Raw genomic sequence first — 13301 nt, forward strand, 5'->3', positions numbered from 1 at the left:
TTTTGCGAAACACAAGCAAACGCAGTTTGCTTTCACACTACCAGTTAGATGTAATTCACCAATACTACAGGTCTACTACACCTGCGAAAACTACAGTACAAAAATACAGGGCTACGAACTGATTTTGGGCAGCACTACGCAGCAACACCTCAAAACACCTGCACACACGCAGATCGGGGCGGTAAACAACGCAATACCAGCAAGAATACGTGCACACGCTACAGCGTTATTTTGATGTGTTGCATGTGCTGTCGTCTAAATGCCACGAATAAAACACCTGTGCATGTAAATTTGCGCTAAATACATGACCAAATAGAATGCACAAACTCTTTGGTCAGTGGCATAAGTAACTGTTTTATATAGAAACGCATGACATACAACCCATATACATGTTCAGGTTGCTCTGCTAGCGCATAAGAATACATACTAAAAACGCACACATTATTTGGAGAAACCCATGGCACAAGCAAAATCACTGACACAGCACGATATTGATGCAGTTTTAAATTACATCACTACACGTACATACGCAACCCGCAACCGATTGATGTTTTTGTTTACGGTCTTAGCGGGGCTTCGCGTGTCTGAAGTCGCGCAATTAACGGTAGGGGATGTGCGCAATACCGATGGCAGTATTAAAACGCAGGTGTTCTTGTCCGCGCAGCGTGTCAAGCATGGACATGCACGCACGGTGTTTGTCAGTACGCAGTTGCAGCGTGAACTTAGTCTGTACTTAACAGCACGCATCTATGCGCAGGGTGATATTGGTGATGACATGCCACTATTTCATACGCTACGTGGTATTCGTAATGCATTTACTGCTTCCACACTGACCCAGCACTTTCATTACTTGTACCGTCGTGCACGGGTATTTGGTGCTAGCAGCCATTCGGGTAGACGCACATTCATTACTAACTTGAGTAATTCAGGCATCAGTGTGTTTGTACTTGCCAGTTTGGCAGGACACAAGAACATTGCGACTACTAACCGTTATGTTACGGTAAATGACGAGCAAAAAAGACGTGCCGTAGACTGCTTTAGTTTGCAGGTAGCTTAATTAACTACGTAACTTGTGTTGTGCAAGTCGTTCTTTGAGCATTTCACCAGAACGCTCCAAACCATGATCATTAGCATCTACAATGTGTTCTTGACTGTACAGTAACTCCAGCGCAACTTGCACCAATGCTTCGCGTTGTCGCCAATATTGCCGCAGTCGCTGACCAACTGCAGGTGCAACAGACATCTGTGCGAATTTACTTTTGCTCCCACGAATGCGCGGAACACCTGTAATACAAGCATCAGGCTCAAAACCAAGTTCACAATTGACGTCACGATCTAACCAACGTTGTATTTCATGTGATTGTTGTACATCAGGCATGGGATTACGCAGTGGGTTGGTGTCAATTGCATTGGTAAGTAACATAACTGCTTCTTCGTAACAAGACTCTGCTTTTGTTTCCATGCGCTGAAATGCTGTTTTGCCATTAGCGTCCCGTTTAATAGAACGACGAAACAAGTTGGCAAGACGAGTATATTTGTCACCGTCTTTTACATACTGCATGTAATCATACAAAACACTGGGCATGCTTTCTGTTGCGGTCCAATGACTTTCTACATGTGAAATATCCCAGTCGTAGCTTTGCACGTATTCCAAGTAACGCTCTTTTCCCAATGCCGCAAGCATTTTTTGTTTTGGCACAGCACGCTGTGCAATCACAGATACCAGTGCAGCTTTGATTAAGCGTAATGATGCGTACTCCGTATCATTGATTAGGCGAAATGGAAGATCACGCAACGCATTGTAAGTAAGTTGATGTATGTACTGGCTATCATCAATGCTGCTACTGCATTTGATGGCGCGTAAGTCAAACAACACAGCGTACTGCAATGTACGCTGTGCATGCTGTTTAAACTTTTCTGCGTCGACTAGTGCTTTTGCGGGGTGCAGAACGTGATGATTTGGCTTTCATGACGCTGCGCAAGTCAGTTGCACTAAAACTGTGCGTTGTAATCAATCTTTTCACGGTTGCCAAATCTTCTTCACGTGTTTGCGTCAACAATGCTTCAATCTTTGCATTGAGTTCGGCTTGTGCCTTTTGTGCTGCTGCTAATTGGTCGCTAGCAGATTGCGAAGACGAAGTCATTTCAGTCATATCATTTCCCATTTAGTTACTGATAACAGAATTATTATCAATACTAGAAAATATAAATTAAATCTTAACAAGTGTAATAGGTACATACGCTATGATTTATCTTCTGCTGTGCAACATACCCACATTCATTTCTGGTGTAAGTTGACTGGCATAAAATCGTTCGATCATTTCCACGCTTGTACGTGCATTACGCGCCAGTGTCAGTAAATCAATTCCACGTCCGTATAACAACCTATATGTAATTGCTGTGTGTCGTAACGAATACAATGTGCGTCGCTGTCCAAGTGCGCCAAATCGTAATCCTGTTGCAAGCAGTATCTTTACAAAATACTTGTCAATCAATTGCATTGCAGCAGCACGGTCTTTAATCTGCGGTAAAAACAAATAGTCATCTGCAGTTGCCAAACCTTGCTGGTCGTAATAACTACGCAGATGTTCATATATGCGTACAGCAGGTTGCAATGTAATAACTGGTGCAGAGTGACGCTTGGTTTCAGGAATGGTTAAACGCAAGTAGATGTGACCATTACGTATCACTTCAATATGCTTGTGTTGCATTAGTTTCATATCAACTGGTCGTACAAAGCTGTTGACCATAAAACCAATTAACCAAGTCATTTCACGTGGAATGTTAGCGTCTGGTGCAAACAGATTATTGTGTTTGGTACGATGAGTAACTTTAATTGGTGCACACACTTGATTTGCTAATACTTTACTGGCACGAAGTAATGCACGGTATTCAACAACACTAAATCCACCACGTGGCGTACTAGATGATTTAAGTTTGGGGAAGGTTGGGACTTTTTCAATCCAGCCGTGTTTAAATGCGCACTCTAATACTTTGTGTAGTGCATTCAAGTACTGCGTAATTGTCATTGACTTGTACTGCTTGTCACTTAGAAAGTACAAGAAGCGTTCTATGTCTGTGTGTTTAATGTCAGTTACTTGCACAGAGCCAAAGTACGGCAATACCCATTTGCGTATGCGTGACACCAGCATTACATAGGTGCCATTTGTAATCTCGTCACGTTTCACGCGTGCCGTTTCATTTGCAAGCATGATGTTGGTAACGGTGTTGACTGATAAATCTTGTGTATTTGCAACAGCACCTTGTGCAATTACGCCTGTGTCTATTAAATGCTGTTCATAAAACAATTTAGCCAGTTGCAAAGCGTGTCGCTTGCTGGTTGTGCGCAAACTACGTATCACTGTCTTGTTATCAAAATAACAGCGCACTTGCCAGTAGCTACTTGCATTGGTCAAAAAGATACGTAATTTGTTTGGATAGCTGGGTACATATGTAATGGTGTGCAAGATTGGAAGCGTGCGACAACGTTTTGCGTAAAAGAATTCGTCGTTTGCCGATTTGGATTGCATATCGCAAGCGTACTGTCGCACACCAAGTTATGCGACCAGTATATTTTTTGCAGATTTGCTTTTATCAAAACTCTGCCATTCCCAATCCATTTACCACTGTTAGAAAAAGTAAGCACGTTTTAGATAAACGTTTGCACTTTGTCGCACAGTCCCCAGTGTGCGACAGCGACACTCACTTGTATAAGCAAGTAATGCGGTTTTAATGGAGCAAGTTAGTGATGCGCACATTCTTGTCAATTTTTATGGAGATTTAAAGAATGAAAAAATCGCTATTAGCAGTTGCAGCAATGACAGCATTTGCTGGCGCAGCTCAAGCTCAGTCATCAGTGACTGTTTACGGTATCTTGGACGTTGGTTACATTGGCACAAACTTGCGTGTTCCACAAACAGCTGCCCCTTTGACGGCAGTCCCTGCGTACAAGCTTACTCAAAATGCTTTCGGTCAATCTGCTGAGACAACATCACGTCTTGGTTTTAAGGGTACAGAAGACTTGGGCGGCGGTATGAATGCCTTCTTCACAGCTGAATTTCAATTGTTCCCACAAGATTGGAGTCTTTCAGGTTCTTCAGCATCTGCTTTGGGAACAGGTACATCTGCTAACCCAGCAGGCGGCCTACAAAACCGTCAAAGTTTCGTTGGTTTGAGCAAAAAAGGTCTCGGTCAAGCAGCGATTGGTACACAGTACACTCCAATCCACGTTGCTGTTGGCAAGACTGACCCAGGTCAACAAAACAATATGATCGGTAGCGTTATCTACCCAGCAAACGGCTCTGGCTTCACAACAGGTGCTTACACAGTTCGTTCAAACAATGCCTTGACTGCTGCAACCGATACATTCTCTGGCTTTAAATTGTCAGCAATGTATGCAATGAACAATCAAGATCGCACACAGTTGGCTAATGGTGGAGCTACTGCTGCTGCAACAAACGGCGGTAATACCAATTCAAATGGCTGGGGTCTTGGTGCTGATTACACTTGGAAAAAATTGTTTGTAACTGCAAACTATCAGTCATTCAAAAACGAAACTAATAGCACTACAGCTGCATTGCCAGCAGCGACAACTGGTAACGTAAACGGTCAAAATATTACCGATAACCAAATGTATGTTGGTACAACTTATGACTTTGGTATTTTGAAGGCCTATGCTGGTTGGACAAGTCGTAAAGCAACATCTGGCTTAGACTCTAATAACTATGCCAAACGCTCTGGTCAGCAGATTGGTGTACGTAGCTTCATTACACCTAAGATTGAGGGTTGGGCAAACGTTGGTAATGGCCGTTTCACTTCATATGGTACCGGCTCCCCAACAGCAAACTTCACTGCCTATCAGTTGGGTGCAAATTACTGGTTGAGCAAGCGTACTAATTTGTACACAATCTTCGGATCAACACAAACTAGTTCAAGCGCTGCAACAACAGCACTCCCAGGTGGTACTGCTGGTGGTGGTAATCAATACGCTCTTGGCGTACGTCACACTTTCTAATTTCTTGCTAGCTTAGGCTAGTTACGAATTAGTTTGGCATCAAATTAACCCACTGTGGTAACACAGTGGGTTTTTTTCTTTTCTAAAGTTTGATTGTTCTCTTACAACTTTTTTGCTATACACATTAATTCTTTTAATTCAGATTTAAGGAAATTTAATGTCCTCTAGTTTTTACGCGCGTGAAGCTGCAAACGATAGTTTCATAGTCAATCTTGAAAATCAGTCTGAACTTAAATTGGAGGTTAGTATCAAACAAGGGGAAATAAATTTTTCTCAGGTAATAGCTATTGCAACTGAAAAGGAGGAACAAAAGCAGAGATGCGGAGAAATAACTAAGCAAACTTTGAGTATGTTTCATAGCAGGGTCAATTCAAATATCTCAGAATACTTTGGACTACTAAAGACATCAGACATTACATCTAAGGTGATACTTGGATTTATTGAATTTTTAAGTGATAAATCAATTAAGGCAGTAACAATTAATCAATATTTGGGACTTTTAAAGAGGCTGTTAACCATTGCGGTATTAGAGGGCTGGATAGAGGGTTTGCCTGTATTTCCGAAAGTTAGAAGCAAGAGCATCCCAAGAGCTAGCCTTTCTATTGATGAGTACTTAGAAGTCTTACGTTGCGCTAAAAATATGTCTCGTCCCAAGATATCGACACAAGATTCTCATAGGAATATTGTCAATGGCTTCTACGTAAAGGATGCTCCAATTCCCAAAGAAATGGTCTGGTTAATTGGCTTCATGACTAATACATTCCTCCGTCCTGTAGATATGAAATTACTACAGCATAAGCATATAAAGATTGTAGAAGGCAAAAATCGATATCTTAAAATTAGTCTTCCTGAAACAAAGCGTCATACTGGTCAGGTAATATCTCTTAGGGCTGCCGTAAGAATATACAGGGAGTTGAGAGAGAATGACTATAAGCATGGGTTTGGTAATACTAATGATTACGTCTTTCTTCCCCAAATTAAAAATCGTGAAGTTGCAATCCAAGCAATTTCATTCCTATTTAGAAGAATCTTACTTAAGGCTAAGTTGGAATCTAGTAGCGATGGTCAAAAAAGAACGCTTTACTCTCTTAGGCATACTGCAATTACATTCAGACTAATATATGGGCAAGGAATTGATCTATTAACCCTAGCTCGAAATGCTAGAACTTCTGTAGAGATGATTGAGAAGTTTTATTCATCTAACCTCAAGGCAGAAATGAATGTTGATATGCTACAAAGCAAGAGAACAAAGCTTGGCTAAATTTTTTTCACTGTCGTGTTCAACACGACACCACGGCCCCTAAAAGTTCACCTCAAAAACCGTCTATGCGCTGTATGTTTGGCGCGCCAAATAGCTGTGCATCAGAGAGCCCCTGTTTTAAGCTTGTAGCTTGGATTTGAGGTGTTTGGGCAATTCCGTCGTCTTTATCCCACGAATGACATAAATACATTTAGCCCCACCAAAGATTATTGCTATTTTCTTTGGCGGAGCTAAATGCTAAGTCATTGATTCTTGGAAAGATTATTGATCACCCATTTTGGTCGTCCTTTGGAGCAAAAGAATACAAACTGCATACACAGTTTTATTTATCTAAAGGAAAAAATGGCTCAAGCAAAAACACTCACCACAAATGAATTAGAACAAGTCTTACGCTACATCAGCAGCACAACTTATGCAGAACGCAATCGCGTAATGTTGCTCATGGGATATTGGGCGGGACTTCGCGTTAAAGAAATTGCCCAATTAAAAATGGGGGATGTATTAAATGACGATGGCACGATTAAAAGCGAAATTCGTTTAAGTGCACAGCAAACTAAAGGGAATGACGGCAGAACGGTGTTCTTGCCAGTAAAGTTAAAAGAAGAATTGGCTGTGTATCTCAAAACTCGCCATATCACCATGCCTGATATTCCCTTGTTCCACACATCCAAGCGTTTGGGCTGGACGCCTAATACCTTATGCCAGCACTTCTTTTGGCTTTATAAGCGAGCGGGTATTGCGGGTGCTAGTAGCCATAGTGGTCGTAGGCAATTTATTACGACCTTGGCAAATAAGGGCATCTCTGTGCGTATTTTGGCTAGCTTGGCGGGGCATAAGAGTATTGCGGTAACGCAAAAATATATCGATGTGAACGATGATATGAAAAGAGCGGCCGTGGAGTTGGTGGCGTAGTGCGTTCTAAATGGAACACATTAACCCAGCGTCCAATAACGAGACGCTTACCAAATCAGGTATGGTGTTTGTCGGGTTACCCGACAAGCTAGGTGTCTGGGGGCAAATTGCCAAGTGTCCTGTTTCGCGACGGTGCCTATTTAATGAGCACCGCTACTGGAAGTAACACGCATTAATGGCAAAAGAGTTGTTCCATTTGGAACAACTCATCTTATCCCCTACGGGTTCTAATGCAAATCCACATTAGTAGCAATAAACACAGGCTTATTAGTGCCCGTTGCTTTGCAGTTGTGCACATTTAAAGTCCACTCATCTTGGGTTTGATTTGTGGGATCATCAATCGCAATATGGAGCTCCTTGCTATTGGGTGCATAAATGCAGTATCCGTTCGCCGGGGTTTTGGTTTTGCTCAGTGGCTCATAGTGCAATAACCACGATAGCAAAATACCTGCTTGGGCTTGAATGCCTGCCCCCACTAACTTTGTGACGGTGTCCATTTGGACATCGGATTTGGCTAAGTGTTCCCAGTGATCAAAGGTGTAAAAATCCACTAAGTATTTTTGACTTGGACTGGCCAATTCCACGGAGCCATTAAAAACGGCTCGTCTAAATAATCCCTGACCAAAGCTCGTATTGAACTTTTCATTGGCAAATCCTCGAATGGCTATTTCTCTCATATCGTTCTCCTTTATATAAATTGATTGAGTTCTCACGCAGTTGCTAGTTAGTGGAGTTAGTTGCCAAAGAAGAGATCTCAAAAGATCAGTTGCTATGAGTGGGGTTGCTTTCCCAAAGGGAGAGTCACGCAGTAGCGTTGCTAGTCAGAGTAAGTCATTTGCTACTACCAGTAACGACTCAACTCAAACACTCGAACTCCACTTACTCATGCAACTGTTTTTCTTTAAGCGACCTTACTTTTGTAACCAAGCAACTCGCAAAAATATTTATGCCTGCTAAACAAAAACAAACAAAAATAATGGCGATATTTGGTGAATTTGGGCAAATTGAGGTCGACCAAACCGCAAATCAGGTAATAAATTAAATGTGCCCATTAACAAACTAAACCCAAACAAGGAGAATTAAATGAGCGCATTGGAATCACTCAAGCTAACAACAGCAAAAAAACCCACCCATATCCCTGCAATTGTATTTCGCAGAAATAAGTTATCAAGCAAACTGTGGGAGCAAATCCAGTTAGCCAAAAGTCAAATAGATGGCACGCCATTTGTTGTGACCAAGTTCAAAAGCGTTAAAGATAAAGAAACTGGTTTGCGTCGCCAAGTAGAAGTGCCAAAGCGCATAAGAGAATGGTGGTTTAAGAACGAGCAAGGCAAGGTCTGTTTATCAGTCAAATACGGCACCAAGGTCATTGAGCTAGCCAAAGGCAAACACAGCATAGAAGTGGATAGTGCTCAAAACTTGGTTAAAGCATTGGAAACCATCAAATCGGCCGTTGAAGCTGGCGAACTAGATAGTCAAATTGAATTGGCTAGTGGAGCATTAAAGCTTGGGTTTAAGAAGTAAGGCCCTGGGGTGTCGTGTTAATCACGACACCCATAAATAACTATATGAAACAATTTCGCGCAACTGTTAGAGCAAGTGGGATAGTGGTTACAACCATCGTCTACGCTGATAACGTTAACTTCGCTATCAAACTGCTTCAAGCCCAATTTGGCGCCTCGAATGTGATCAGCATTCCAGCGCAGGTCTAGCCATGAAGATCTCAGAAGTCACCGCCCCAAAACCCCCAACGCCAGAGCAACAGCGAATAAAGGCTATGCAAGGGCAAGTAAAGCGTGCTCAAGACGCCGTCAAGGCTGAGCGGGAGCGCCAGCGCATTACAAAAGCTCAGCAAAGTCTCAGAAAAGCTTTAAACAATTAAACCTTGCAGCTTGACGATTTGAACATTTGAAAATAAATTAGCTGAACGCTAATTAAGAAACTTTCACTGCTTACACAGTGCTTACACAATTAAATTTGGGATATAAGGAGTCAGGACTAAATGCTTGCAAACTCACTACTGGGCTGGTGCCCCTTGTCCGACTCGAACAGACCACCTACTGATTACAAATCAGTTGCTCTACCAGATGAGCTAAAGGGGCAACGGGTATTATTCTAACCTATTTCACAATGGTCAAGGAAGGTCTACTGGCCTTTGGCTTTTCAACCTTCCCGGGATCGATATCTTTGGGCTTATTGGATTGGCTCGCATCAAAAGGAAAGGACATGCCCTGGCCATTTTCTCGGGCATAGATTGCCAAAACATGGCTCACAGGAACCATGATTTTTCTTGGAACCCCACCAAATCTGGCCTGAAAGCTGATGCAGTCATTGTCTAGGTTTAATTGATGGCAAGCCTCAAGGGAGAGGTTTAAAACTATCTCATCCTTCTTTACAAACTCCATTGGCACTTCAACGCTGGAATCGACGAAGACGGCCATGAAGGGCGTAAAACCAAAATCCGTGCACCACTGATGTAGGGCACGGATTAGGTAGGGTTTATTGCTTGGAATATCTGACATGCTTATCTTGCCAGCATGAATAATGAGCCGCTTAGCGACGCATTACCTTTTCTGACGGAGTTAATGCCTCGATATAAGCAGGTCTGCTGAAAATGCGCTCGGCATATTTCAACAAAGCGGCAGCATTGCGAGAAAGATCAATACCGTAATGCTCTAAGCGCCACAATAAAGGAGCAATAGCAACGTCAAGCATAGAGAACTCTTCGCCCAGCATGTACTTATTCTTCACGAAAATTGGAGCTAACTGAGTCAAACGGTCACGAATAGCTAAACGCGCTTTTTCATGAACCTTCTCTGCTGCCTTACCTTTTTCGTTCTCCAAGGCTGCGACGTGTACAAATAACTCTTTCTCAAAATTGAAAAGGAAGAGGCGTGCACGTGCGCGAGCAACTGGATCAGGCGGCATCAATTGGGGGTGAGGAAAACGCTCATCAATATATTCATTGATGATGTTTGACTCATACAAAATCAAGTCGCGCTCAACCAAGATTGGAACTTGGCCATAAGGGTTCATCACCGAGATGTCTTCTGGCTTGTTAAACAAGTCCACATCACGGATTTCAAAGTCCATGCCTTTTTCGAAAAGCACCAAACGGCAGCGTTGCGAGAATGGGCAATTAGTACCCGAATACAACACCATCATAAATTTATTTCCTTAAATATCTACTTCAATACAACAAACGCACATACAACTGCGACTTTAAATCTCTAAGCACTTGGATTAGTGAATATCTTTCCAATAAGCCTTATTCAAACGCCATGCTAACAATGTGAAGATTGCCAAGAAGATTAGCACAACAACGCCTAGACGCTTACGCTCAAGTTGAACTGGCTCAGCCATCCAAGACATGAACGCAACTAAATCAGCAATATTGTCGTCATACTCTTGTGGCTTCATCGTTCCAGGCGTCAGCTGCTCGAAGCCCACGAATACCTTCTCAGTACGGCTCTCGTCATGCGGATCTTTGCGCTCTTCAAACTTTGCTGCGCGCTCACCTTGTAACTCCCAGAGAACATGTGGCATTCCAACGTTTGGATAAACTAAATTATTCCACCCGGTCTGAGTGGTGTCATCCTTGTAGAAAGTACGGAAATAGGTGTAAAGCCAATCCGTACCCCGTGCACGAGCCTCTACTGATAGGTCAGGAGGAGTCTTACCAAAGAATGCTTTTCCCTCTTTCGGTGTCATCGAGATCGTCATCAGGTCGCCAACTTTAGCGTCATTCAAGATCAAGTTGTCCTTGATTTGCTGATCGGTCAAGCCAATGTCACGCAAGCGGTTGTAACGCATGCTTGAAGCTGCATGGCAGTTCAAGCAATAGTTCACAAATATCTTGGCACCATTTTGCAATGATGCATTGTTGCTTACGCGGTTCGGTGCTGTGTCCAAAGGAAAGCCGCCTTCACTGGCATTGGCGGCCACACCAAAACCCAGCGCAGCAACCAAAACCGCCGCTTGGCAGATGCCCATCAAATTTTGCAGAATTCGTTTCATACTAGTTCCTAATTTCTCTTTACTGATATCTCAGGCTTAAATTAATGGGACTTAAAAGTAACGCGAGTTGGAACTGGCTTAAATGTGCCAAGCTTGCTCCAGAACGGCATTGCTAAGAAGAAGCCCAGATAATAGATAGTACAAATCTGAGAAATCTTTTCATATACAGGTGATGGCGGCTCGATACCTAAGTAACCCAAAATTACAAAACTCACAATAAATACACCGTAGATGTACTTATGGAATTGTGGGCGATAGCGAATGGACTTCACTGGTGAATGATCTAACCAAGGCAAGAAGAACATGATCACAACTGAACCGCCCATGATTACAACACCCCAGAACTTCGCATCAAATGCATAGAAGCCTGCAGCCAAAACGAGTGCGATTGCTGCACATGCGCCCTTAACTTTGATGTTGTTCGACTTGAGCGCAAACATTCCCAAAATTACTGCCAAGAAAATCCACAGTGGCAATAGGAAGTTAGTTGTTGTTGCACGAAGCATAGAGTAGAACGGCGTGAAATACCAAACCGGTGCAATATGTGTTGGCGTCTCAAGTGGATTTGCAGGGATGAAGTTATTTGCTTCGAGGAAGTAACCGCCCATCTCCGGCGCAAAGAACACGATGCAGGCAAATACCATCAAGAACACGCCCAAACCAAATACATCATGAACGGTGTAATAAGGATGGAAAGGAATGCCGTCTAGTGGAATGCCTTTTTCATCAACTGTTTCCTTGATTTCAACGCCGTCTGGATTGTTAGAGCCAACTTCATGCAAAGCAATGATGTGGGCAGCAACCAGGCCAATCAAAACCAATGGAATTGCGATTACATGGAATGCAAAGAAGCGATTCAGAGTTGCATCGCCAACGACATAGTCACCGCGCAACCACAAAGAAAGGTCTGGGCCAATCAATGGAATGGCAGAGAATAAGTTCACAATCACTTGAGCGCCCCAATAGGACATTTGACCCCATGGGAGCAAGTAACCGAAGAAGGCCTCGCCCATTAAGCACAAGAAAATTGCGCAACCGAAAACCCAAATTAATTCACGTGGCTTGCGATATGAACCATAGATCAATCCGCGGAACATGTGCAAATAGACCACTACGAAGAACATAGAGGCACCAGTTGAATGCAAATAGCGAATCAACCAACCCCATGGCACTTCGCGCATGATGTACTCAACGGACTCAAAAGCCTTAGCAGCATCAGGCTTGTAGTTCATCACCAAGAAAATTCCAGTGATTATCTGTAATGCCAGCACAACAATGGCTAGGGAGCCAAAGAAGTACCAAAAGTTTAAGTTTTTAGGGGCGTAATACTCGGTTAAGTGAGCTTTAATCGAGGATGTTAAGGGGAAGCGGGAGTCTACCCAAGCCAATACCTTCTGGGCTACAGGAGCATCTGCCGGGACTTCTTTTTCGTGGAATGCCATTTATCTCTCCTTAGGCCTTCTTATCTTCGCCAACCAGAATCTTGGTATCGCTCAAATACATATGTGGCGGTACTTCCATATTGTCTGGGGCTGGTTTATTTTTAAATACACGGCCTGCCATATCGAATGTAGAGCCATGACATGGGCATAGGAAGCCACCTGGCCATGTATTCGGTAGGGATGGCTGAGGACCCGCCTCAAATTTAGCGGTTGGAGAGCAACCCAAATGAGTACAAATACCCACAACAACGAGGTACTCAGGCTTAATTGAGCGCCATTGGTTTTGAGCATAAGGGGGTGTAAATTGGGCTGGATCCCTTAAAGAATCAGGGTCTGCGAGCTCAGAGTCAATTTTTGAGAGTTCAGCAACCTGCTCAGGTGTACGACGCACTACCCAGACCGGCTTACCGCGCCACTCAACCATGCGCATCTCGTCAGGCTGCATGCCAGCGATATCGATCTCAACAGCAGCTCCAGCGGCCTTAGCACGCTCAGAAGGCTCAAAACTATCAACAAAAGGGTAAAGGGCTGCGGCTGCACCAACGCCGCCAACCGCTGAAGTAGCGATCAACCAATTGCGGCGATCCTTGTCCATACAGGGCTTGTCACTCATTTACAAAATTCCTCGGAAGAGCATTTATAGGTGGAAATTGCT

The 13301-nt window shown here is 43.3% G+C and carries 16 protein-coding genes and 1 tRNA gene; 7 read left to right on the forward strand and 10 right to left on the reverse strand.

Annotation, left to right across the window (positions count from 1 at the left end; translation table 11 throughout):
* The first annotated feature begins 457 nt into the window (after positions 1-457).
* Positions 458-1057 carry a site-specific integrase gene (locus tag A2X74_RS10190; protein ID WP_293625757.1) on the forward strand — a complete coding sequence of 200 codons (600 nt, stop codon included), beginning with the start codon at positions 458-460 and terminating at the stop codon, positions 1055-1057.
* Here the strand turns inward: A2X74_RS10190 and A2X74_RS10195 are convergent, their stop codons facing one another.
* The 3 genes from A2X74_RS10195 to A2X74_RS10205 form a co-directional block, all read right to left on the reverse strand.
* Positions 1058-1876, reverse strand: a complete 819-nt coding sequence (locus tag A2X74_RS10195; RefSeq protein ID WP_293625759.1) for a hypothetical protein — start codon at positions 1874-1876, stop codon at positions 1058-1060.
* Between the two features lie 31 nt (positions 1877-1907).
* Positions 1908-2153: a hypothetical protein gene (locus A2X74_RS10200; RefSeq protein ID WP_280767491.1), complete on the reverse strand. Its 246-nt coding sequence runs from the start codon at positions 2151-2153 to the stop codon at positions 1908-1910.
* 96 nt (positions 2154-2249) lie between these two features.
* Complete coding sequence (locus tag A2X74_RS10205; RefSeq protein WP_299765565.1) at positions 2250-3530, reverse strand: phage integrase SAM-like domain-containing protein; 1281 nt, start codon at positions 3528-3530, stop codon at positions 2250-2252.
* A gap of 257 nt (positions 3531-3787) precedes the next feature.
* On the opposite strand from A2X74_RS10205, the gene A2X74_RS10210 reads away from it, so the two are divergent.
* From A2X74_RS10210 to A2X74_RS10220, 3 genes are all read left to right on the forward strand, one after another.
* A complete protein-coding gene (locus A2X74_RS10210) occupies positions 3788-5014 on the forward strand; it encodes a porin (RefSeq protein ID WP_293625765.1) in 1227 nt (408 codons plus the stop codon).
* A gap of 157 nt (positions 5015-5171) precedes the next feature.
* Positions 5172-6275 carry a phage integrase SAM-like domain-containing protein gene (locus A2X74_RS10215; RefSeq protein ID WP_293625767.1) on the forward strand — a complete coding sequence of 368 codons (1104 nt, stop codon included), beginning with the start codon at positions 5172-5174 and terminating at the stop codon, positions 6273-6275.
* 342 nt (positions 6276-6617) lie between these two features.
* Complete coding sequence (locus A2X74_RS10220; RefSeq protein WP_293625769.1) at positions 6618-7187, forward strand: site-specific integrase; 570 nt, start codon at positions 6618-6620, stop codon at positions 7185-7187.
* Between the two features lie 227 nt (positions 7188-7414).
* Here the strand turns inward: A2X74_RS10220 and A2X74_RS10225 are convergent, their stop codons facing one another.
* Positions 7415-7864 (reverse strand): hypothetical protein, encoded by a 450-nt coding sequence (locus A2X74_RS10225; protein WP_293625771.1) that lies wholly within the window; start codon positions 7862-7864, stop codon positions 7415-7417.
* A 406-nt stretch (positions 7865-8270) separates the two neighbouring features.
* On the opposite strand from A2X74_RS10225, the gene A2X74_RS10230 reads away from it, so the two are divergent.
* The 3 genes from A2X74_RS10230 to A2X74_RS10240 are packed head-to-tail and all read left to right on the forward strand — an operon-like array spanning position 8271 to position 9069.
* On the forward strand, positions 8271-8711 hold the full coding sequence (locus A2X74_RS10230; protein ID WP_293625773.1) for a DUF6641 family protein: 441 nt from the start codon (positions 8271-8273) through the stop codon (positions 8709-8711).
* 44 nt (positions 8712-8755) lie between these two features.
* Complete coding sequence (locus A2X74_RS10235; protein ID WP_293625775.1) at positions 8756-8899, forward strand: hypothetical protein; 144 nt, start codon at positions 8756-8758, stop codon at positions 8897-8899.
* A 2-nt stretch (positions 8900-8901) separates the two neighbouring features.
* A complete protein-coding gene (locus A2X74_RS10240) occupies positions 8902-9069 on the forward strand; it encodes a hypothetical protein (RefSeq protein ID WP_293625777.1) in 168 nt (55 codons plus the stop codon).
* A gap of 144 nt (positions 9070-9213) precedes the next feature.
* Here the strand turns inward: A2X74_RS10240 and A2X74_RS10245 are convergent.
* From A2X74_RS10245 to petA, 6 genes are all read right to left on the reverse strand, one after another.
* A tRNA-Thr gene (locus tag A2X74_RS10245) sits at positions 9214-9289 on the reverse strand.
* Between the two features lie 18 nt (positions 9290-9307).
* Positions 9308-9709, reverse strand: a complete 402-nt coding sequence (locus A2X74_RS10250) for a ClpXP protease specificity-enhancing factor (RefSeq protein ID WP_293625779.1) — start codon at positions 9707-9709, stop codon at positions 9308-9310.
* Between the two features lie 31 nt (positions 9710-9740).
* Entirely contained in the window at positions 9741-10352 is a 612-nt protein-coding gene (locus tag A2X74_RS10255) for a glutathione S-transferase N-terminal domain-containing protein (protein ID WP_062307169.1), read from the reverse strand.
* A gap of 78 nt (positions 10353-10430) precedes the next feature.
* The gene (locus A2X74_RS10260) at positions 10431-11180 is read right to left on the reverse strand and encodes a cytochrome c1 (protein WP_293625805.1); all 750 of its coding nucleotides are present in this window, start codon (positions 11178-11180) and stop codon (positions 10431-10433) included.
* A gap of 65 nt (positions 11181-11245) precedes the next feature.
* Positions 11246-12646, reverse strand: a complete 1401-nt coding sequence (locus tag A2X74_RS10265) for a cytochrome bc complex cytochrome b subunit (RefSeq protein WP_293625793.1) — start codon at positions 12644-12646, stop codon at positions 11246-11248.
* A gap of 10 nt (positions 12647-12656) precedes the next feature.
* On the reverse strand, positions 12657-13259 hold the full coding sequence (petA, locus tag A2X74_RS10270) for a ubiquinol-cytochrome c reductase iron-sulfur subunit (RefSeq protein WP_216273102.1): 603 nt from the start codon (positions 13257-13259) through the stop codon (positions 12657-12659).
* Positions 13260-13301 lie beyond the last annotated feature (42 nt).

Source organism: Polynucleobacter sp. GWA2_45_21 (assembly GCF_001830325.1).
In the GTDB taxonomy this organism is placed as follows: Bacteria; Pseudomonadota; Gammaproteobacteria; order Burkholderiales; family Burkholderiaceae; genus Polynucleobacter.

Coding starts and splice junctions, on each gene's coding strand:
- A2X74_RS10200 (WP_280767491.1), bottom strand. CDS start 2,153: ATGACTGAAATGACTTCGTCTTCGCAATCTGCTAGCGACCAATTAGCA.
- petA (WP_216273102.1), bottom strand. CDS start 13,259: ATGAGTGACAAGCCCTGTATGGACAAGGATCGCCGCAATTGGTTGATC.
- A2X74_RS10210 (WP_293625765.1), top strand. CDS start 3,788: ATGAAAAAATCGCTATTAGCAGTTGCAGCAATGACAGCATTTGCTGGC.
- A2X74_RS10250 (WP_293625779.1), bottom strand. CDS start 9,709: ATGTCAGATATTCCAAGCAATAAACCCTACCTAATCCGTGCCCTACAT.
- A2X74_RS10260 (WP_293625805.1), bottom strand. CDS start 11,180: ATGGGCATCTGCCAAGCGGCGGTTTTGGTTGCTGCGCTGGGTTTTGGT.
- A2X74_RS10235 (WP_293625775.1), top strand. CDS start 8,756: ATGAAACAATTTCGCGCAACTGTTAGAGCAAGTGGGATAGTGGTTACA.
- A2X74_RS10230 (WP_293625773.1), top strand. CDS start 8,271: ATGAGCGCATTGGAATCACTCAAGCTAACAACAGCAAAAAAACCCACC.
- A2X74_RS10215 (WP_293625767.1), top strand. CDS start 5,172: ATGTCCTCTAGTTTTTACGCGCGTGAAGCTGCAAACGATAGTTTCATA.
- A2X74_RS10225 (WP_293625771.1), bottom strand. CDS start 7,864: ATGAGAGAAATAGCCATTCGAGGATTTGCCAATGAAAAGTTCAATACG.
- A2X74_RS10265 (WP_293625793.1), bottom strand. CDS start 12,646: ATGGCATTCCACGAAAAAGAAGTCCCGGCAGATGCTCCTGTAGCCCAG.
- A2X74_RS10220 (WP_293625769.1), top strand. CDS start 6,618: ATGGCTCAAGCAAAAACACTCACCACAAATGAATTAGAACAAGTCTTA.
- A2X74_RS10190 (WP_293625757.1), top strand. CDS start 458: ATGGCACAAGCAAAATCACTGACACAGCACGATATTGATGCAGTTTTA.
- A2X74_RS10255 (WP_062307169.1), bottom strand. CDS start 10,352: ATGATGGTGTTGTATTCGGGTACTAATTGCCCATTCTCGCAACGCTGC.
- A2X74_RS10205 (WP_299765565.1), bottom strand. CDS start 3,530: ATGCAATCCAAATCGGCAAACGACGAATTCTTTTACGCAAAACGTTGT.
- A2X74_RS10240 (WP_293625777.1), top strand. CDS start 8,902: ATGAAGATCTCAGAAGTCACCGCCCCAAAACCCCCAACGCCAGAGCAA.